The 21125-nt window shown below is 43.2% G+C and carries 18 protein-coding genes, 4 tRNA genes and 1 riboswitch; of the genes, 12 read left to right on the top strand and 10 right to left on the bottom strand.

Going from position 1 to position 21125, the window contains the following annotated elements; translation table 11 throughout:
- Nucleotides 1-57: 57 nt before the first annotated feature.
- The 9 genes from C511_RS0113735 to C511_RS0113695 all read right to left on the bottom strand — a co-directional run bounded on the left by C511_RS0113735 (nucleotide 58) and on the right by C511_RS0113695 (nucleotide 8883).
- A complete protein-coding gene (locus C511_RS0113735) occupies nucleotides 58-666 on the bottom strand; it encodes a thiamine phosphate synthase (RefSeq protein WP_024995582.1) in 609 nt (202 codons plus the stop codon).
- Nucleotides 667-723: 57 nt separating this feature from the next.
- Complete coding sequence (locus C511_RS0113730; RefSeq protein WP_024995581.1) at nucleotides 724-1416, bottom strand: HesA/MoeB/ThiF family protein; 693 nt, start codon at nucleotides 1414-1416, stop codon at nucleotides 724-726.
- The gene (thiH, locus tag C511_RS0113725) at nucleotides 1416-2540 is read right to left on the bottom strand and encodes a 2-iminoacetate synthase ThiH (protein ID WP_027318292.1); all 1125 of its coding nucleotides are present in this window, start codon (nucleotides 2538-2540) and stop codon (nucleotides 1416-1418) included. Before thiH ends, C511_RS0113730 begins: the two co-directional genes overlap by 1 nt.
- An 18-nt stretch (nucleotides 2541-2558) precedes the next feature.
- On the bottom strand, nucleotides 2559-4247 hold the full coding sequence (gene thiC, locus C511_RS0113720; protein ID WP_027318291.1) for a phosphomethylpyrimidine synthase ThiC: 1689 nt from the start codon (nucleotides 4245-4247) through the stop codon (nucleotides 2559-2561).
- A 47-nt stretch (nucleotides 4248-4294) separates the two neighbouring features.
- Nucleotides 4295-5062, bottom strand: coding sequence for a thiazole synthase (locus tag C511_RS0113715; RefSeq protein ID WP_024995580.1), 768 nt, complete (start codon nucleotides 5060-5062; stop codon nucleotides 4295-4297).
- 31 nt (nucleotides 5063-5093) lie between these two features.
- A complete protein-coding gene (locus C511_RS0113710; RefSeq protein ID WP_024995579.1) occupies nucleotides 5094-5708 on the bottom strand; it encodes a thiamine phosphate synthase in 615 nt (204 codons plus the stop codon).
- A gap of 3 nt (nucleotides 5709-5711) precedes the next feature.
- Complete coding sequence (gene thiS, locus C511_RS0113705; RefSeq protein WP_024995578.1) at nucleotides 5712-5912, bottom strand: sulfur carrier protein ThiS; 201 nt, start codon at nucleotides 5910-5912, stop codon at nucleotides 5712-5714.
- Nucleotides 5913-5981: 69 nt separating this feature from the next.
- Nucleotides 5982-6073: riboswitch (TPP riboswitch) on the bottom strand.
- A gap of 72 nt (nucleotides 6074-6145) precedes the next feature.
- The gene (locus C511_RS0113700; RefSeq protein WP_226992428.1) at nucleotides 6146-8083 is read right to left on the bottom strand and encodes a sensor histidine kinase; all 1938 of its coding nucleotides are present in this window, start codon (nucleotides 8081-8083) and stop codon (nucleotides 6146-6148) included.
- A 182-nt stretch (nucleotides 8084-8265) separates the two neighbouring features.
- Entirely contained in the window at nucleotides 8266-8883 is a 618-nt protein-coding gene (locus C511_RS0113695) for a superoxide dismutase (RefSeq protein WP_024995576.1), read from the bottom strand.
- A gap of 122 nt (nucleotides 8884-9005) precedes the next feature.
- Here C511_RS0113695 and C511_RS0113690 point away from each other — a divergent pair, with 122 nt between their 5' ends.
- The 12 genes from C511_RS0113690 to C511_RS0113635 all read left to right on the top strand — a co-directional run bounded on the left by C511_RS0113690 (nucleotide 9006) and on the right by C511_RS0113635 (nucleotide 17787).
- Nucleotides 9006-11315: an ATP-dependent helicase gene (locus tag C511_RS0113690; RefSeq protein ID WP_024995575.1), complete on the top strand. Its 2310-nt coding sequence runs from the start codon at nucleotides 9006-9008 to the stop codon at nucleotides 11313-11315.
- Nucleotides 11316-11424: 109 nt separating this feature from the next.
- Nucleotides 11425-11808: a hypothetical protein gene (locus tag C511_RS0113685; protein WP_034782648.1), complete on the top strand. Its 384-nt coding sequence runs from the start codon at nucleotides 11425-11427 to the stop codon at nucleotides 11806-11808.
- A 20-nt stretch (nucleotides 11809-11828) separates the two neighbouring features.
- Entirely contained in the window at nucleotides 11829-13145 is a 1317-nt protein-coding gene (locus C511_RS0113680; RefSeq protein ID WP_024995573.1) for a UDP-glucose dehydrogenase family protein, read from the top strand.
- A 9-nt stretch (nucleotides 13146-13154) separates the two neighbouring features.
- Complete coding sequence (locus C511_RS0113675) at nucleotides 13155-14090, top strand: UDP-glucuronic acid decarboxylase family protein (RefSeq protein WP_027318288.1); 936 nt, start codon at nucleotides 13155-13157, stop codon at nucleotides 14088-14090.
- A 242-nt stretch (nucleotides 14091-14332) separates the two neighbouring features.
- Nucleotides 14333-14674, top strand: a complete 342-nt coding sequence (locus C511_RS0113670) for a hypothetical protein (RefSeq protein WP_024995572.1) — start codon at nucleotides 14333-14335, stop codon at nucleotides 14672-14674.
- Between the two features lie 71 nt (nucleotides 14675-14745).
- Nucleotides 14746-15537, top strand: coding sequence for a phage tail tape measure protein (locus C511_RS0113665; protein WP_024995571.1), 792 nt, complete (start codon nucleotides 14746-14748; stop codon nucleotides 15535-15537).
- Between the two features lie 19 nt (nucleotides 15538-15556).
- Entirely contained in the window at nucleotides 15557-15949 is a 393-nt protein-coding gene (locus C511_RS0113660) for a YybH family protein (RefSeq protein WP_027318287.1), read from the top strand.
- Between the two features lie 195 nt (nucleotides 15950-16144).
- The gene (gene nspC / locus C511_RS0113655; protein ID WP_027318286.1) at nucleotides 16145-17278 is read left to right on the top strand and encodes a carboxynorspermidine decarboxylase; all 1134 of its coding nucleotides are present in this window, start codon (nucleotides 16145-16147) and stop codon (nucleotides 17276-17278) included.
- Nucleotides 17279-17389: 111 nt separating this feature from the next.
- Nucleotides 17390-17462: transfer RNA gene (locus tag C511_RS0113650), tRNA-Gly, on the top strand.
- A gap of 23 nt (nucleotides 17463-17485) precedes the next feature.
- A tRNA-Leu gene (locus tag C511_RS0113645) sits at nucleotides 17486-17568 on the top strand.
- Nucleotides 17569-17605: 37 nt separating this feature from the next.
- Nucleotides 17606-17692: transfer RNA gene (locus tag C511_RS0113640), tRNA-Leu, on the top strand.
- A 22-nt stretch (nucleotides 17693-17714) separates the two neighbouring features.
- Nucleotides 17715-17787, top strand: a tRNA-Gly gene (locus tag C511_RS0113635).
- A 167-nt stretch (nucleotides 17788-17954) separates the two neighbouring features.
- Here the strand turns inward: C511_RS0113635 and C511_RS0113630 are convergent.
- A complete protein-coding gene (locus tag C511_RS0113630; protein ID WP_024995570.1) occupies nucleotides 17955-21050 on the bottom strand; it encodes a glycoside hydrolase family 2 TIM barrel-domain containing protein in 3096 nt (1031 codons plus the stop codon).
- Nucleotides 21051-21125: the final 75 nt, after the last annotated feature.

The raw sequence follows: 21125 nt of genomic DNA, 5'->3' as shown, positions 1-21125 counted from the left end.
AAAATGGGGCTGCTTTTTAGGCAGCCCTGTTTATATTGTGTATAATGATGATTCTGTTTATTCCGCCATTTCTTTTAACTGTCGGAAATGCTCTACAATACCTTTGTAGTTTATTTCAGTACATGCATCAAACTTATTCCAAAGATCACCTAATACAGCCGCACCACCAAATCCGAAATCTTTTATTTCGGGTAATGTTTCAGGAGTTATGCCTCCTAAAGCGATCACTTTCTTATCAATAATCTTTTTGGCAACTGCTTCTCTTATTTCCTCAGGCGTATAAGGAGGCTCGTAAGAAGCTTTCGATATACTGGGGTAAACCGGACTCAGAAAAACATATTCGTATTTATCTTTGTACTGCTCAACCTCTTCCAAGGAATGACAAGAGAAACTCACATGTCCATGGTAATCATGAGGTTCCTCCGGATTACGACGATTCAAGTGAATACCCATCAAATCAAACTCATTTTTCAAATAAAAATGGTCATGCGTTACGATGCGACGATGATACTTCTCGGGTATCAAAGTAAGCAGTCTTTCCGCATAAATAGCCGGCATGTCGGGCTTACGTAAGTGAAGGATATCCAGTCCTTCTTCGAAGAGAGTAGTAATGATTTTATCCTCTTCTACAAAGTAATTCGGAGTCGTTATTACAATCAGTTTCATTCTAAAAATGTGAAAATTGCCACAAAGTTAGCTCATTCATGCCATACGCTCCAAACTTTATAGTGAAAAGATGTTAGTTTGCAAGGTTCTAATATCTATAGTCCAAAGTTTACCCGCCATCACTTCACCCAAACCACAAATAATCTTCACGGCTTCCATAGCCTGCACACAGCCTGTTACACCCGGTGTCATACCAATTACGCCTTTGGGAGGCGGGGGCATTTTGAGCATCAACTCTTCATCGGGAAATAAGTCGCGATATGTTTTATCCGAATTGTGGTTAAAGACAGATACCTGCCCCTCGAAACCACAAATAGCCCCGTACACATAGGGCTTACCCAACTTTACGCATATGTCGTTTATCAAATACCGGGTGGCAAAATTATCGCATCCGTCAACCACCAAATCGTAAGTACCAATCAGCTCTTCAGCATTCTCCTTCGTCAACCTGCCCGGAAAAGCATGAATGGTAATACTCCGATTGAGCGCCTGCAAACGCATGGCTGCACACACTGCCTTCAAATCACCCGTTTCATCCTCCGTATACAATACCTGCCTATGCAGGTTCGACACATCTACCACATCACAATCTACCAGTCCCAATGTACCTACGCCGGCACCAGCCAGATAAAGGGCAATGGGAGAGCCCAGTCCCCCAACGCCAACAACAAGTACTTTAGCAGCTTGCAGCTTGTCTTGCCCTTCCTGACCTATTTCCGGGAGCATCATCTGCCTGTTATATCTCTCCATCATTTTATTCTGTCTAATGCTAAATCCCAGTCTTTGTATACCGGTATTCTTCCCAATGCACGCAAGGCAGCATCAACCTCCACTGCTTTACGTTCGTCACTCACATGAAATTGCTCCAATGTTTGCGGATAACTGAAGTAACCACCCGGTTCAGTCTTACTTTCCGCACTCATGGTTGTTACCCCCAACGTAGCCATCTGATCACGAAGTTCGGCACATTCGCGGGTGGAATAGGAGATGTCCACATCATGATCAAAGATACGCATCGCAAAGGTCAGCTGTGCCAGTTCCCGATCACTCATAACGACATTGGGTTGAAATCCTCCGTTTTCAGAAGGCCTCATGCGAGGAAAGTTTACACTGTACTTTGTTTTCCAATAATGCTTTTGTAAGTAACGCAAGTGATAAGCCATCATGGTAACATCTGTGCGCCACTCTTCCAAACCAATCAGTACACCCATACCTATCTTATGTACGCCGGCTTGTCCCATACGGTCGAAACCGTTAACACGCCATTCGAATTTAGACTTCATCCCGCGAGGGTGATAAAGGTTGTAATTAGCTCGGTTATACGTTTCCTGGAAACAGATAACTCCATTTAGTCCAGCATGTGTAAGTTGCTCATATTCTTCTGATTTAAGAGGCATAACCTCAATTTGAAGATTAGAAAAATAAGGGCGTGCCAATAACAAAGCCCGCTTGATGTAATCAACCCCTGCCTTAGCCGGATTTTCACCCGTTACCAATAATAAATTCTCAAAAGGAGCCAGCTTTTTAATGGCTTTGTATTCGTTAATCATTTCCTCTTCCGTGAGGATGGTACGCTTCATGGGATTATTATGATTGAAGCCGCAATAGATACATGAATTGGTACACGAATTGGTAATGTAGAGCGGAATAAACATAGAAATGGTTTTACCGAAACGTTCCAATGTATACTTTCGGCTAAGCTGCGCCATCACCTCCAGATAAGGTGTTGCCGCAGGTGAAATAAGTGCTTTGAAATCCTCCACGTCCAGACTCTTTTTTGCTAAGGCCCTACGCACATCGGCATCGGTCTTTTCATAGATATCGCGGGTTGTCTGTTCCCACGATATCTTTTCCAGTTCTTCTGAAAACCACATATTATTTCTTTTAGTGCCCTATAAACTACAATTACTCAAATCTCTGCTCAAACGCATGGCACAGAAGTTAGGACCGCACATGGTACAGTATTCTCCTTCTTCGTGATGCCCCGCTTTGAAGTACTCCAATGCTCTCTCCGGATCAAGTGACAAGTTAAACTGATCTTTCCAACGGAACTCGTAGCGAGCTTTTGACAGCGCATTGTCTCTTACCTGAGCTACAGGATGCCCCTTTGCCAAATCGGCCGCATGAGCTGCCAGCTTATAAGTCACCACCCCGGTACGCACATCTTCTTTATCAGGCAATCCTAAATGTTCCTTAGGCGTGACATAACATAGCATGGCTGTGCCCATCCAGCCAATCTGCGCAGCTCCAATGGCCGATGTAATGTGGTCGTAGCCCGGTGCAATATCCGTGACCAAGGGACCTAAAGTATAAAAAGGAGCTTCGTGACAAGCCTTCATCTGACGGTCCATGTTTTCACGCAGCTTGTGCATTGGTACATGTCCGGGACCTTCAATAAATGCCTGAACATTCTTATTCCATGCTCGTTGCACCAGTTCGCCTAGAGTATCGAGTTCAGCAAACTGAGCTTCATCATTGGCATCGTGAATGGAGCCGGGACGTAATCCGTCGCCCAACGAAATGGCTACGTCATATTGAGCCAGTAAGTCACAAATATCATCAAAATGTTCGTATAAAAAGCTCTCACGGTTGTGCACCAAACACCATTTTGACATGATACTACCTCCGCGTGACACGATTCCAGTCAGTCGTTTCTCCGCCAAGTGAACATTTTGCAAACGAATACCGGCATGTATGGTAAAGTAATCGACTCCTTGCTCGCACTGTTCCAACAGTGTGTCCCGGTATATTTCCCACGTAAGATCTTCCACTTTACCATTCACCTTTTCCAGTGCCTGATAAATAGGGACAGTGCCCACCGGTACCGGACAGTTTCGGATAATCCATTCGCGTGTTTCATGAATATTGGCTCCGGTTGAAAGATCCATTAAGGTATCACCGCCCCATTTACAGCTCCAAATAGCCTTTTCAACTTCCTCCTCCATGCTCGAAGAGGTAGCCGAATTCCCAATATTGGTATTAATCTTCACCAAAAAATTACGTCCGATAATCATAGGTTCCGCTTCCGGATGATTGATATTGGCAGGAATCACAGCCCGTCCGGCAGCGATCTCATCTCGTACAAACTCGGGAGTAATGTGCGTATCAATACCCAGCTGGTCGCAGTTCATGTTTTCACGGATGGCAACGTATTCCATTTCGGGCGTAATCATTCCGCAACGTGCGTAGTATAGTTGAGTAATTTGCTTACCGGCAGCCGCCACATAAGGTGGAACCGTGTTTTTAAACCGCAGCGTATCCAAAGAAGAGTCTTTCAGACGCATACGTCCGTACTCGGAAGTGATTTCTTCTAGTTGTACAATATCATCATTACACCGAACAAACCGTTCACGTATGCGGGGCAAGCCTCTTTCCAAATCAATGCAAACATCAGGATCGCTGTAAGCGCCACTGGTATCGTATAAGTAAACGTCCTGATTTTGAACCAGTTCTTTTTTCCCATCTTTAACCGTTACGGTTGGCATTTGTTCAACTTTACGCATACCCACGTGTAAATCAGGGTAGTGGGTCCCTGTCATATATACTTTTTCCGATGCTGGAAATTCAATTCTATTTTTCATCTTTATAGGTTTATTTCGTTTTTGTCACGTTAAACAATACGCTTCATTTAATCCAGAAATGCGGTAAGTGGTGAACTGGCATCTGCCAAGATTCCCGTCATACCCGGACCTGCTTCAAACGCCCTTTGTCCGGCAATAACTGCCTCTTTGAATGCAACAGCCATGGCTACCGGATTGCCTGCTACAGCTATAGCCGTATTAACCAATACGGCCGAAGCACCCATTTCCATGGCTTCGGCAGCATGACTGGGCACACCGATACCGGCATCTACGACCACAGGAACATTAGCCTGTTCAATGATGATACGAAGGAAGTCACGTGTTTGTAACCCCATATTGGTACCAATGGGAGCGCCCAACGGCATCACAACAGCCGCACCTGCCTCTTCCAGACGTTTGCATAACACCGGATCGGCCTGACAATAGGGGAGTACTACGAATCCCTGTTTCACGAGTTCTTCCGTGGCCTTTAATGTTTCAATAGGATCGGGCAGCAAGTAACGAGGATCAGGATGAATTTCCAGCTTTAACCAATTGGTACCAAAGGCTTCACGTGCCATTTGTGCGGCAAAGACAGCCTCTTCGGCATTGCGTGCGCCCGATGTATTGGGTAGCAGTCCGATACCCGGATGCACAATGTGTTTCAGCATGTCATCTTCCTGATTGTCCATGTCGATTCGTTTCATTGCCACTGTGACTAGTTGTGTATCCGAAGCCAAAATGGCTTCTTCCATCAGTTCGTTCGAACTAAATTTTCCCGTTCCCAAGAACAGACGGGAGGTAAACTCTCTCCCTGCAATTGTAAGTTTCTTCATTGTATTCATTTCTTTAAACGTATGTTTTTCACTACATGGTAAGTATGCGTTTTATCTCAGCATCCGGATCATGTGCTTGTAGAATGGCACCACTCATAGCAATACCTTCTATGCCGGTTACCAGTATAGCCGGAATATCTTCCACGGTAATACCGCCAATAGCCACCGCCGGTAAAATAATATCGGCTTCAATCATTTGTTGTTTGATGTTACGATACCCCTCCAGTCCCAGAATAGGACTCAGGTTCTTTTTAGTCGTAGTAAAACGAAACGGTCCGATTCCTAGGTAATCGGCCCCTGCTTCGTAATGTCGCTTCACATCCTCAAAGGTGTTAGCTGTACCACCAATGATAAAGCCTTCACCCAACAGTTTACGAGCTTCCTCAATGGGCATGTCATTCTTACCTAAGTGCACACCATCGGCCTTCACTTCACGAGCTACCTCAACATAGTCATCAATGATGAGCAATGCATGGCGGTTTTCACAAGCCTTTTTTAGCTCTTCAGCCAATTGCCGTACCGTTTCAACAGCTACATCTTTCATGCGCAGTTGAATCCATTTACAGCCGGCTTCCAAAGCCATAAAAGCTCCTTCACGATACGAAAACTGATCCGTCTCGTGGGTAATAAATTGTAGACTGGCCATGTGTTATCCTCCGCAAGCTGCCTTGATGATCACCACTTCATCTTTTTCAGTTAATGAAAAGGTTTTCCATTGTGTACGAGGAATTAATTGTTTGTTCACAGCCATCGCCATTCCTGTGGACAAGATGTTGAGCTCACTAATGAGCTGTTCCAATGTAGCTGATTCGGAAATCACTGTTGCTTTGTTGTTGACTATTACCTCCATTATTTTCAGTATTAAATAAATAGATGTAAAAACAAAGCGTAGCGCCTGTTAAAAGAAGAGTTTACATAAGAAAAGAAAAATAACAATTCCCTGCGTCAGTATTATCTGCATCAGGTTCGTAGGGTATAATCTCAGCCTTTAGGGCACCCCTTTGTCTTTACAGCGGACAAAGTAAAACAAAATAATTGAGAAACCCTATTGAAAAAGTAATTTTTCGGAGATAAATAAAAAGACTATGCTTTTCTATCCGCTTGTGTAAACGGATGCGAGAATACAAAACGTGCTCCGTCAGTGTATGCGCGATCAATCCAGATATCACCTCCCATATAATTAATGGTAAGCTTACAAATGGAGAGCCCCAGTCCCGTGCCCTGGATAAATTCATCGAGCTTTTCGAAACGTTTAAATACATCCTGATGTTTCTCGGCCGGAATGCCACGACCGGTATCTGTGACAGAAATCAGCACACATTTATCTTCAATATCTTTTTCAAATCCTATGGTAATCTTACCTCCGGGAGGAGTAAATTTCAAGGCATTATTTACCAGGTTAATTACAATTTGCTGTAAGCGCAACGGATCCGTTTCAATGATCAGTGATTCATCAGAAAAACTGGTAGCTATCGCTACTTGTTTTTCTTGCGACAAGCGTTGCGTTTGAACAACCATATCGCTCAGCGTAGCCGCCAAATCACGTATCTCATAATTGAATTTCAGTCGACCCGATTCCAGTCTGGAAATGTCAAGTACATCACTAATGAGTTGCAATAGTAAATCTGAATTGGTTTGAATGATCTTGGCATATTCCTTTTGTTCCTCCGTGGCACAATCATTTTCAACCAATAAGCTGGTGAATCCCACTATGGCATTAAGAGGCGTACGAATTTCATGACTCATGTTGGACACAAAAGCACTCTTCATAAGGTTAGCTTCTTCGGCCAATTCTTTGGCATGACGTAAGTCGGCTTCTGATTTTTCCAGTTTAGCCTTATCGTGTCTAAGCTCTTCATTCAAAGAAGCCATGTTATTTTTCAGAGCTTTCATTTTAAAGTAATAGTACAAGCTAGTAACCAGACCCAATACCAAGGTAATGAAAACCAAGAATAAAGTTTCTATTTCTTTCTTGTAAACCACAAAGAAAGGAGGAATGTGGTTAATCAGGATTGAATTTTTTGGTAACAGTGAGGAGTTTATTTTGAACTCCTTGATCTTTTGATCATCGAACCTGTATTCATTGCGCAAAGTAATCATTTCGGGAGCCTTGACTTCTTTTTTGTCAAGCACCTCATAGGCCTTAAAGCCAAGTCTTCTGCCAATTCCTTCAATATGAGGCATGTATCCGCCAATAGCCCAATGCCCCATACCAGTGCCTGTCAGCGAAAATACCGGTATATGTGGTTGTACAAATTGAAAAGCAGTTGCAGCATTATTTACATAAGAAATATTGAGACTATCTATTTTCCACATGGCAAGTAAAAGTACACTATTGTGAGGTACTCCATGTAGAGCTTCTACTGCTTGATCTAGACTTTTTTTTCTCCCGTCAATATAAATAGGATGAATACCTGAAACTTTCTTCAGCTCTTTCTTGACGTATGCATAATGTGCCAGGCCATAGTAAGTATTATCTGTCAATATGGCCAAATGATTGTTTTTAGGATAAAGTGTGCGAATCAGTTCTATGTTTTTAATCACATTATGATTGCTAGCAATAGCCATCTTCACATTTACACTGTGCATTTGCTCGTACATGTCCACAGACTGCGGTTCGTAATCAGTGAGCGAAATAGAATCGTTCGGAATCAAGAAACCATTGCGGGAAGCCATAGCAAACATCACCGGCACCTTGTTATATTCGGGATCGTTCAATTTCAGGAAAGAGTTCCAAGCCTCACCACCTAATAGTACAATCATGGCAACATGAGGATGTTTATCCAAGAGACGTTTCATTCTTCGAGGCCATCTTTGTGCTTCATCAAGCCCCATGCAGTTCATGTTTTCAATAACTACGGAACAATTTCCGCCCAGATTGCGGTAAGTGTCAATGAATTCGGCTATATTTTCGGAGGTGTAGCGTGTATCGGAGTGGTATGCGCTGATAAACAGAATCTCTTTACTATCTTTTATTTGACCTTTTACAACTGTCAAGTCATGTGCCTTGATAGCTATCAAACAGAAAAACAGTAAAAATATTACCAGAAGAGATCGCTGTGCTTGATCTTTATAAACAAACTTCATAGATATCAGATATTATACAGGCCGCAAAGGTATAAAAAAACACAGACATTAAAATCAATATCTGTGTTTTATTTGTTTCAACGCCACGCTTTTAGTAAAGCGGTGTGAGTCAAGCCTTAAAAGCGGCTTCCTACAACGTCCCAGTCAACAATACTCCAAAGAGCATTGATGTGGTCGGCACGGCGGTTTTGATAATCCAAGTAATAAGAGTGTTCCCATACGTCAAACCCTAGTAACGGTTTCAGTCCTGCACGCACCGGATTACTTCCGTTGGCTTCTTTTGTAATTACCAGTTTACCGCTCTTATCAACAGAAAGCCATGCCCATCCTGAGCCAAACAGGCCAACAGAGGCAGCAGTAAACTCTTTCTTGAAATTATCAAAACTGCCGAAATCTTTCACAATAGCCTCGGCTAGTTTGCCTACCGGTTCGCTATGAGCAGGTTTCGGAGCAAATTGTGTGAAGTACAGTTCGTGATTCAAAACTTGTCCGGCATTGTTAAATACAGCGCCATCGGGAGCAGTTTTTACAATTTCTTCCACACTTTTTCCTTCAAATTCCGTACCCGGAACAAGGCTATTTAAGTTATTTACATAAGCCTGCAGGTGTTTACCGTAGTGAAACTCAATTGTCTGCTGGCTGATTACAGGTTCCAATGCATTGGTTGCATAAGGAAGCGTCGGCATATTATAAGTCATAGTCATAAATATTAAAGACATTAATAATGTATTCATAAGCTCAATGTTTAATCGTGATTGAAACTTTGATTATAATAACGCCATATTTATAAAAAGGTTCGCCAGTATTACAACTTTCTTATATCTTTGCGTACCAAAACAGATAGAAACACTTCATCATGCAAGATAATTACTTGGAAGAACTCAATGAAAGCCAACGTGCTGCCGTACTCTACAATGACGGACCTTCTCTCGTTATTGCAGGTGCCGGTTCAGGCAAGACGCGCGTGCTGACATACAAAATAGCCTGGTTGCTGAGCAGCGGTTACCGTGCAAGCAACATATTGGCACTTACCTTTACCAATAAAGCCGCCCGTGAGATGAAAGAACGTATTGCCCGTCAGGTAGGAGCAGAAGCTGCCCGATACCTCTGGATGGGAACCTTTCATTCCGTATTTGCCCGCATTCTACGTGCCGAAGCAGAACATCTGGGGTTTAACTCGCGGTTTACCATTTATGATTCGGCAGATAGTAAAAGTCTCATCCGTTCCATACTCAAAGAAATGGGACTTGATGAAAAGGCTTACAAGCCCGGTACCGTACAAGCCCGTATCTCTAATGCCAAAAATCATTTGGTTTCTCCTGCCGGCTATGCTGCCAATAAAGAAGCCTGTGAAGCCGATGCGGCAACTAAAATGCCTGCCATACGTGAGGTGTACCAACGATACTGGGAACGTTGCCGACAGGCCGGAGCAATGGATTTTGATGATCTATTGTTCTACACCTGGATACTGTTTCAGAAGCATCCTGACGTGCTGGCACGTTACCGCGAGCAGTTCCGTTACGTGTTGGTCGACGAGTATCAGGATACCAATTATGCACAGCACAGCATTGTGCAACAATTGGCCGGCGAACATCAACACATTTGTGTGGTGGGTGATGATGCCCAAAGTATTTATTCTTTCCGTGGTGCCGACATTGATAACATTCTCTATTTTACCAAGATCTATCCCAATACCCGCGTATTTAAGCTGGAACAAAACTACCGTTCCACACAAACCATAGTGTGTGCGGCCAACAGTCTCATTGAAAAAAACCAGCGGCAAATACGCAAAGAGGTCTTCTCTGAAAAGGAAAGAGGAGAGGCTATCGGTGTATTTCAGGCCTATTCTGACGTTGAAGAGGGCGACATTGTGATTAACAAAATCAAAGATCTTCGCCGCCGTCACGACTATGAATACAGTGATTTTGCCATTTTGTACCGTACCAATGCTCAGAGCCGTATTTTTGAAGAGACCTTGCGCAAAAACGGAATGCCTTATAAAATTTATGGCGGACTTTCATTTTACCAACGTAAAGAGATCAAAGATGTGGTGGCATACTTCCGTGTAACGGTAAATCCGGCTGATGAAGAGGCTTTCAAACGTATCATTAACTACCCAGCAAGAGGAATTGGTGATACCACTCTGGGTAAAATAATTGAGGCGGCAACAGGAAATAATACCAGCCTGTGGAATGTATTGTGTGATCCGCTGGCGTACCAGCTTTCTATAAATAAAGGTACTCATACCAAGTTGCAGGAGTTTCGTGAACTCATTGAATCGTTCCGTGATCGTCTGGTTACGGACAATGCCTATCAGATAGGTACAGATATCATCCGCCGTTCAGGTATTATGACCGATATACATGCCGATAATTCTCCCGAAAGCTTGAGCCGACAAGAAAACATTGAGGAGTTGGTAAACGGTCTGCAAGATTTTTGTGCCCTGCGTATGGAAGAGGGTAGTACAGACATCAGCTTGTCGGACTATCTGTCGGACATAGCCTTGCTTACCGATCAGGATTCCGACAAAGATAACGAAGGGGCCAAGGTGGTACTCATGACCGTACACTCGGCCAAAGGACTTGAGTTCCGCAACGTTTTTGTAGTAGGTATGGAAGAGAATCTGTTTCCCGGAAGCATGGCGGGAGATTCTCCCCGTGCCATGGAAGAAGAACGCCGTTTGTTTTATGTGGCCATTACCCGTGCCGAGGAACATTGCTACCTGTCATATGCCCGTACTCGTTTCCGTTACGGAAAGATGGAATTTGGCACACCCAGCAGGTTCTTACGTGACATTGATACCTGTTTTCTGGACTTACCGCACGAAGCAGGCATAGGGCACAAAGTGGACGAAGGGGCTGCTCGTTTCCGGAAAGAAGAAGTACGGCAGCAAATACGTCCCCGAGCACAGGTTATTGCACCTACGCTGCCCCGTAATCTTAAAAAGGTAGCAAACAGCAGCACCGAAAACCAGTCGGCTCAAAGCATGCAAACCTCTTTGGGCGAACTGCGAGTGGGACAAAACATACAGCACGAGCGCTTCGGGATGGGAGAGGTTACTAAATTGGAAGGTAGTGGCGACAATGCCAAAGCAACGATCCGTTTCCGTCATGCAGGCGAAAAACAGTTGTTGCTACGCTTTGCACGTTTTACCGTGATTGATTAAAAAAATAGAAAAAAAACTGATAAAACCATTGTGCAAAATGCTTTTTTTTTCAATCTTTGACGAAACAATACATTTAGTACGTAAACAGTTGAATGAATTTAATACACTCATGAATCTAGAACTAAAAGACATAGCTTGGAATGCAGCCATAATTGTTGATGAATACAGTCCCGACCGCATAAGGAAGGATGCTTGTGGCGCATGGATCGCCTATGATGATTTCAACAACAAGGAAAGCATGTTTGGCTGGGAAATTGATCATGTATATCCAACCTCCCGGCTTAATATGATGGGCATCCCTCGCAAGTTGTGGAATCATCCGCTGAATATACGTGCCATGCATTGGAAAAATAATTTCAGCAAAGCCAATTCGTTTCCACAATATACATCAGCTGTAGTTGACTGCGGCTTCACAAACATGGAACAAAACAGCGTATTCTGGGTATCCGAAGAACTGCAAGATGAGTTGAACAGGCTTTTTAAAATAAGATAGTAACCATAAACAAACGATATATGAATATAGCAATAGTAGGAACCGGATACGTAGGACTTGTCTCGGGTGCTTGTTTCGCTGAAATGGGAATCAACGTAACCTGCGTAGATATTGACAGTGCCAAGATTGAAAAATTACATCAGGGCATTATGCCAATTTACGAACCCGGTTTGGAAGATTTGGTTTTGCGTAATGTACGCGAAGGCCGTCTTCAGTTTACCACCGATTTAACTTCTTGTCTCGATGATACGGATGTTGTATTCAGCGCGGTAGGTACTCCGCCCGATGAAGACGGCAGCGCCGACCTGCGTTACGTGCTCGAAGTAGCCCGCACGGTAGGACGCCACATGAACAAATACTTGGTACTTGTTACCAAAAGTACAGTACCCGTGGGTACGGCCCCTAAAGTACGCATGGCTGTACAAGAAGAGCTTGATAAGCGCGGAGTGAACATCCCCTTCGATATTGCTTCTAATCCCGAATTTCTGAAAGAAGGAGCTGCCATTAAAGACTTCATGTCACCCGACAGGGTTGTAGTGGGAGTTGAGAGCGAAAAAGCCCGTGAACTCATGGAACGCCTTTACCGCCCCTTTACGCTCAACGGTTACCCCATTCTGGTGATGGATGTGCCTTCTGCCGAGATGACCAAATACGCCGCCAACGCTATGCTGGCTACCCGTATCAGCTTCATGAACGACATTGCCAATCTGTGCGAACGGGTAGGAGCCAATGTTGACAATGTGCGCAAGGGTATGGGTTCTGATCCGCGTATCGGCAAGCATTTCTTGTATGCAGGTTGCGGTTATGGTGGCTCTTGTTTCCCCAAAGATGTAAAAGCACTGGCACATACCGGTATTGAAAACGGTTACCCCATGCGTGTTATCGAAGCGGTTGAGGCCGTTAACGAGGCACAGAAAAATATAGTATTCGAGAAACTGTTGCGAGCTTTTGACGGTGACTTGCGTGGCAAGGTTATTGCCATGTGGGGACTTTCTTTCAAGCCCGAAACTGACGATATGCGCGAGGCTCCCTCTCTGGTTGTCATTGAAAAACTGATTGAGGCAGGTGCCGTTGTTCGTGCTTATGACCCCATTGCCATGGAGGAGACACATCGCAGGATAGGTGATAAAATAACCTACTGCAAAGACATGTACGAAGCTGTGATTGATGCCGATGCGCTGGCATTGCTCACCGAATGGAAACAGTTCCGCATGCCTAGCTGGTCTATCATTCGCAAGGCCATGAGAAATCACGTAGTGGTTGACGGACGTAATATTTATGATCCCAAAGAGCTTCAGGACAATGGTTTCACTTATAGCCGCATCGGCTTGAAATAATACCAGTTTATGAAAAGAATTCTGATAACAGGGGGAGCCGGATTTATAGGCTCTCATCTTTGTGAACGACTTATCAATGAGGGACATGATGTGATTTGTCTGGACAATTACTTCACAGGCAGTAAAGACAACATTCGCCATCTGCTCGATAACCACAACTTTGAACTGGTGCGCCACGACATTACCTCTCCGTACTTTGCCGAGGTTGACGAGGTGTACAACCTGGCTTGTCCGGCTTCGCCGCCTTACTACCAGTACAACCCCATTAAAACCATGAAAACCTCCATATACGGAGCCATGAATACACTGGGGCTTGCCAAACGTATAAGAGCCAAAATCTTGCAGGCTTCCACCAGTGAAGTCTACGGAGACCCTGAAGTACATCCGCAACCGGAAAGCTACTGGGGACATGTCAACCCAATCGGTATACGTTCTTGTTATGACGAGGGGAAGCGTGCCGCCGAAACACTGTTTATGGATTATTATCGCCAAAACGGAGTACGTATTAAGATTATCCGCATCTTCAATACTTACGGTCCACGCATGAATCCGAATGACGGAAGGGTAGTGTCTAACTTTATTATGCAGGCTCTTCGCAACGAGGATATTACCATTTACGGTACCGGTTTGCAGACACGCAGTTTTCAGTATATTGATGATTTGATTGAGGGCATGACTCGTATGATGGCAACAGGCGACGACTTCATTGGGCCTGTAAACATTGGCAATCCGGGTGAATTCACTATGCTGGAGCTGGCACAGAAGGTTATTGATCTGACCAATTCCCGCTCCTCTATTGTACACATGCCATTGCCGGGTGATGACCCGCAGCAACGGAAACCGGATATTTCGCTGGCCATGGAGAAACTCAATGGCTGGCAACCTCAGATACAGCTGGAAGAGGGCTTGAAGAAAACAATAACTTATTTCGAGAATCATCTGTAAAAGAATTATTTTTTCAGTATTTCAGTGATACTGCCGGCCATGTTACTATGTAAGTAATTTACCGGCAGTTTTTTAGCTAATTATCAGGCTGGCTGTGCGAGGAAAGATGCAATAAAGCAACCACCTCAGAATTTCAAATAAAATATTCATAGCTTTTTATAGAAAAAAAGCTTATTTTTGTTTTCAATAAAAATAAAAGCTAACAGCAAGGCAATTAATTATAAACTATTCAATAAATTATTATGAAAGCATTCTGTTTTTTTAGTCTGTTGGTGAGCACTGTTTTATTAAGCAGCTGCTCTCAATTTATCCCCGTAAGCAAGTTTGCCAAGGGTCAGGAACTTTTAGGCATAAGCAAAGAGTTGTTTTTAGCTCAATATGGTATGCCATACAGTCAGGACGCATATTACACGCCCGACAGCGTAATGGAAGAAAGGTTATTTTACATAGAACGCTTATACAATGGGGATTGGCATGTTCTTACCACCATGTTTACCTTTCGGGACTCTATTCTCGTAAAGCAAGAAATGTATAAAGATCAATCGATTTATGATACCTACAAATCTAATGAGAAAAAAGAATGAATTCAATGCAAACACATGCAGTAATTTGGTAGCTCCTGCATTTTAACTAGGTAACTGATAAAATCAAAAATATGAGAACGAACAAATTTGCAAAACTATTATTATTCATTTGCTGTACATTAACTTTTGCGGCCTGTGATGATGAAGATGGAATCTATTTTACACAAGACGAAGTCATACAAGGAGATATACTCACGGGTAAGCAAATAGGCTTGAAGAATAATACACTAAACATCTACACCACAGAAGGTGGAGGGGTAAATGTACAGGGATCCAAAGGAGCTATCAGTGCCACTTCATCTGACGACAAAATAGCAACAGCCACCTGCCAGAACGAAGAAACAAAGTCGGTACAGGTGAAAGCTCATGCTGTGGGCAATACCTTTATTACAGTGACAGATGCCAAAGGAAATTCCCAACGTTTCACCGTTGTTGTTAAAGATGTAGAAGAATTATGGAGTCAAAAAAGTGCCAGCACTGTAAAAGGAGCCAAACAATGTGTAGTAACCGGTGCAACACGGGCAGACTCTGCCGCTATTGCAGTCCATGCCATTGCAAACGACAAAGATTACAAATACGTATACAAAACACGTTCATACATTCCGTTTGGTGATGTAATTTTTCGCTTGGATGTATTCGACAAGGATGACAATCGCATTCTTAGCGGACCGGTTCATGAGAAAACAAGCAATGAACAAATAGAAATCTTTTCGGCAGATTACAGCACTGTTATCATGACATATTATAAACGCAACCTAGAGGGAGCCACATATCTTGTGAAAGATCTGACCAAAGAATATCAAGCAACATATCCCACCGTAACAAAGGTTGAATTGTTTATTCAAACACTACTAATTCAATAATAATTTAGTTAACAATACTATGAGTAAACAGAATATTTCAGAAACAATCATTGCATTAGAAAAAGCAGCTATGCAAGCATGGCTTAACGGCAATCCGTCTCCCTTTCTAGCTCTTTATTCGAAAGACTTTACGTACTTTGATCCGTCGTTAGAATGGCGGCTGGATGACTGGAATAAGATAGAGGAGCTTTATGAAAGCATGCGGGGAAAAGCCAAGATTGATCAATTTGAGATGATTAATCCCGTTGTACAATCAACCGACACGATGGCTGTACTGACTTACAATCTGCACATTCGACTAGGGGATATGCTCTGGAAAGAAAATTGTACAGAGGTGTATCGTCTGGAAGACAATGCCGAATGGAAAATTATTCATTGCCACATTTCACCCACTAAGCCTTCTTTGGAGTGAGCGTGCAAAATTACTCTCTAACATAAATTGGTTGGTGTGTGCCCTGCATATTTGTATTATTTTACGCTTTATCTAACTACAGACACTAGCACCCAAACTTATTGCCCTTTTTTGTTTCTTCAATCGACTACTTAACCAAAACATTTGTCTAACTTTGCAGACTAAAATGATTTATAATAGTTTAGTGACTGACAAATGATAGATTTCAACCAATTCCCTTCTCCTTGTTACATCATGGAAGAGGAACTGCTAAGACGCAACCTCAACCTGATTAAAAGCGTTAAAGACAGAGCCGGCGTAGAAATTATTCTGGCTTTCAAATCGTTTGCTATGTGGCGTTCTTTCCCAATCTTTAGGGAATATATAGACCACTCTACAGCCAGTTCGGTTTACGAGGCACGTTTAGCTCTGGAAGAATTTGGAAGCAAGGCGCATACTTATTCGCCGGCATACACTGAAGAAGACTTTCCTGAAATAATGCGCTGCAGCAGCCACATCACTTTCAATTCATTGACTCAATATGAGCGTTTCTACCAGCAGGCTGCCCAAGAGGGTATCTCTTGCGGCATTCGTGTAAACCCCGAATATTCTGAAGTAGAAACAGAATTGTATAACCCATGTGCTCCCGGTACGCGTTTTGGAATTACATCCGATTTACTTCCCGACGTATTACCCGAAGGTATAGAGGGCTTTCACTGCCATGCACACTGTGAATCTTCTTCGTATGAGTTGGAGCAAACCTTGGTGCATCTGGAAAAGCGTTTCTCTCATTGGTTTAAGTACCTTAAATGGCTTAATCTGGGAGGCGGTCACCTGATGACCCGCAAAGATTATGACGTAAAACATCTTATCGGATTATTAAAGGGATTAAAGGAACGTTATCCGCACTTGCAAATTATCTTGGAACCCGGATCGGCTTTCACTTGGCAAACAGGGGTACTAACAGCCAATGTGATTGATGTGGTAGAGAGCAAAGGTATAAAAACTGCCATATTAAATGTGAGCTTTACCTGTCACATGCCCGACTGCCTAGAGATGCCTTACCAACCCACGGTAAGAGGTGCAGAACTGGGCGAGGAGGGACCTTATGTTTATCGGTTAGGCGGCAATTCTTGCTTAAGTGGTGACTACATGGGGTATTGGAGCTTTGATCATGAATTAAAAATCGGCGAACGCATCGTATTTGAAGATATGATTCATTATACTACCGTAAAAACAAACATGTTTAACGGAATTCACCATCCGGCCATTGCTTTGTGGACGAAAGAAGGAAAAGCGGAAATCTACAAACAATTTTCTTATGAAGATTATCGAGACCGAATGAGTTGATAATCAATATAATGGCTTATAGCGGGAAAAGGGCAGACTGTTTTTACACGAAAAAAAAACTTCGGATTATTTGGAGGTTTAGAGAAAATATCTACCTTTGCAACCGCAATCGCGAAAGTAGCTCAGTTGGTAGAGCATAACCTTGCCAAGGTTAGGGTCGCGGGTTCGAGTCCCGTCTTTCGCTCAACGAAAACAGTTTCTACTAATGCCCAGGTGGCGGAATGGTAGACGCGCTAGTTTCAGGTACTAGTGTTAGCAATGACGTGCAAGTTCGAGTCTTGTTCTGGGCACATAAGTAAGAAACTGCAAGCGATCTTATAATATGTTGGAGAGATGGCGGAATTGGTAGACGCGCTACTTTGAGGGGGTAGTGACAGTTATGTCGTGTGAGTTCGAGTCTCATTCTCTTCACCATTCTATTTGATGTTGATTATTTGCGAAAGTAGCTCAGTTGGTAGAGCATAACCTTGCCAAGGTTAGGGTCGCGGGTTCGAGTCCCGTCTTTCGCTCAATTTTATAATTATCCTAAATCATAACTAGGTCTTGTTCCATGCAAATGAAACGAGACTTTTTTGTATGGTAACCATTGCATTTATTATAAAATTAAAAGCGGCTGTTCGTAAAGGAACAACCGCTTTTAAAACTTAAGATACAATCGTATCTATTACAAAAAGCACTATTTCACCGGAGTAATTAGGAAATTAAATTCATAATCACCGTAAGGCAAACGATACTTCTCAAGAGGTAATGCTCCCCAGCTATTTACGCAACCTAATCCCATTTGCATCTTATCAATACATAAATTGGTGTAGCCGGCTTTGTCAACATCAGCAGGGTGACGCTGATCTTTATCAACTCCGTCATCAAGCGAAGCAATGCTGTAGTTAAGAGCAGAAGCCGAGAAAGCTGCATCGGATGTGAATTGCAAGCCGAAGCCTCCTTTGGTTACTTGTTTCCACCAACGGATATCTGTTTTCGTTCCTGTTTCCTGCGGACGAATATAAGAGTAGAACTGCTCATCTACATTTTGTTTGTATTTACCGATGAATGCAGCATTATTTCTATCCACGTAGTTCTCTACCGGACCGCGTCCGTAATAAATGCTCTGTACATAAGAATCGGGCATTTGTACTTGCATACCAAAGCGGAACATATCGGCCACCTTAGCATTTTTATCAGCTGTAAGCTTCTGAGTTACTTTGATAGCACCCTGATTATTAACCAGATAGGTTAATGATAGCTTACCGGAAACAGCAGGAATGTCATACTGTGCTACAATTTGTACCATTCCATCGACAGTGGCATGCTGCAACGAAACCAATTTAAGTTCGGGGTTATTCCAAACACGGTATCTGTTTTGCAGGTTGGCACCCATATCATTATCGGTAGGCGCACGCCAGAAGTTGGGTGTCAATGCACCTTGTTCTTGTATCAATTCCTTGCCACCCGATACGTATTTACAAAGATATCCGGTGAAACGGTTGAAATTGAGCGTAAAGTCTTGTCCGTTGACAATCAGGTAGTTAAAATCATTATCCTTCACCTGAGGAGCCACAACGGCTTGATTAGTCTCCTCCTGATTGCTTATGGTAACAACAGATGCTTTCCACGGAGTAAGTACCAGCTGATTACGAGCTACGGCATATCCGGCAGGCAATAACGTTTCAGCCGCTTTCAGTTTAAAGGCTACATTAAGCAGCAACTCTTTCTCTGTGGCGGGTAATGCAGCCCGCAAAGGAAGTTTCACCTTAACCGTTTGTTGAGGTGCTACTTGGAGGTTTTGTTCAACACCCGATTGCAACACTTCTCCGTCGGCCAGGATTTGCCATTCCATGTAATAGCCAGATAAATCACGGAAGAAATTCTCATTATAAACACTAACCTCAAGCTCTTTATCGGCTTGTTTCACATCACTGGCCCAGATAGACTGATAGATATGACCTACCTCATACATGTGAGGATTGGGTACACGGTCGGGACTAACCAAACCGTTGTCACAGAAGTTATTGTCGGATGCATCGTAAGCATTGAAATCTCCTCCATAGGCATATATTTCTTTGCCTTCTTTGTTCTTCCAACGGATTGACTGGTCTACAAAGTCCCAAATGAAACCTCCCTGATAAGAAGGATACTTGCGGGTAAGATCCCAATATTCCTTAAAGCCTCCCATGGAATTACCCATGGCATGAGCGTATTCACATTGAATAAGAGGTTTGGTTGGATTACCGCTTACATACCTCTCACTTCCGCGATAATCCAGATACATAGGGCAGTAAACATCCGTAAATTCATTTCCGTGAGCCTGTTCGTACTGAACGGGACGACTCTTGTCTTCATTCTTAATCCAACGGTAACAAGCTTCGAAATTAGGTCCGAATCCGGCTTCATTACCCAATGACCAGAAGATGATGGACGGATGGTTAAACCCACGTTGCACATTGCGTTGATTGCGTTCCATGTGTGGTTTAGCATAAGCAGGATTCTTGGCCAATGTTGTTTCTTTGTAACCCATACCGTGTGATTCCACATTGGCTTCAGCAACGACATAAAGTCCATACTCATCGCACAAATCATACCACAGGTTATTGTCGGGATAATGACAGGTACGTACGGCATTGATATTGAATTGCTTCATCAAAAGAATGTCCTGAATCATCCGTTCGCGAGAGATGTGATAACCGTGATCGGGATCCATTTCATGACGGTTGGCACCTTTGAAAAGCACCGGCTGACCGTTGACTAATATCTGTGCATTCTTCATTTCTATTTTACGGAAGCCCACCTTTACGGGAATCACTTCCGACGTTTTACCGCCGTCTTTCAACGTAGCAGTCAGCGTATAAAGATTAGGCGTTTCGGCAGTCCACTTGGCAGGGTTAGCCACTTGCAACGTAGCAGTTACTTTGCCACTACCTTTAACCATTTGTTGAGCCACCTGCTTGTTATGTGCATCTGTCAAACTCAACTCTACGGTATTACCGCCATTAAGCTGAAGAGCAACGTGCAGCGTACCATCCTTGTACTGAGCATCTAGATCGGGCGTAACACGAATATCTTCTATGCGTTGTTTGTTACGGGCATACAGATAACAATCACGAGCTACACCACTAAAGCGGAAGAAGTCCTGATCTTCCAGATAAGACCCGTCACACCAACGAAACACCTGAAAAGCAATCAGGTTTTTACCCGGTTTCAGATACTTGGTCAGGTTAAACTCCGCTTCGAGTTTACTGTCCTCACTATAGCCCACATATTTGCCGTTTACCCACAAATACATGTTAGACGTTACCGAACCGAAATGAGCAAACACCTCTTTCCCTTTCCAATCAGCAGACAATACAATTTCTTTTCGATAAGAACCCACGTGATTGTTTTCCGTAGGTACCTGAGGCGGGTTGTGCCTGAATTGGTTACGCCAGGCATAACCTACATTCACATAGATAGGATCACCATAGCCATTAATTTCCCACAACGCAGGTACCTGAATATGATCCCAACTCTTATCATTGAAATCAGTACGGAAGAACGTTGTTGGCCGTTGTTCGGCATGACGAACCCAGTTAAACTTCCACAAGCCGTTGAGCGACATGTAGTTAGATGATTTTTCCTTCACTCCCTGAGTAGCTTTTGCAGGAGATTCGTAAGCAAAATAATTAGCATGCATCGGTGCACGGTTCACCGCATTGACCTCCGGATTAAGCCATTCGTTGGTCTGTGCCGATACTCCCAAGCAAAGCGAAGCAATGCAACAGGTTAACAATTGTTTTTTCATGATTTGTTTAAATTGATTTTATAATTGTTTGTTAACAAGATACGTTGAAAAACAGATAAACGCCTAATAAATAGT

This window comes from Bacteroides graminisolvens DSM 19988 = JCM 15093 (assembly GCF_000428125.1).
GTDB lineage: Bacteria > Bacteroidota > Bacteroidia > Bacteroidales > Bacteroidaceae > Bacteroides > Bacteroides graminisolvens.
Note: the sequence above shows the minus strand (reverse complement) of the source record. Positions and strands in the feature narration are given on the sequence as shown.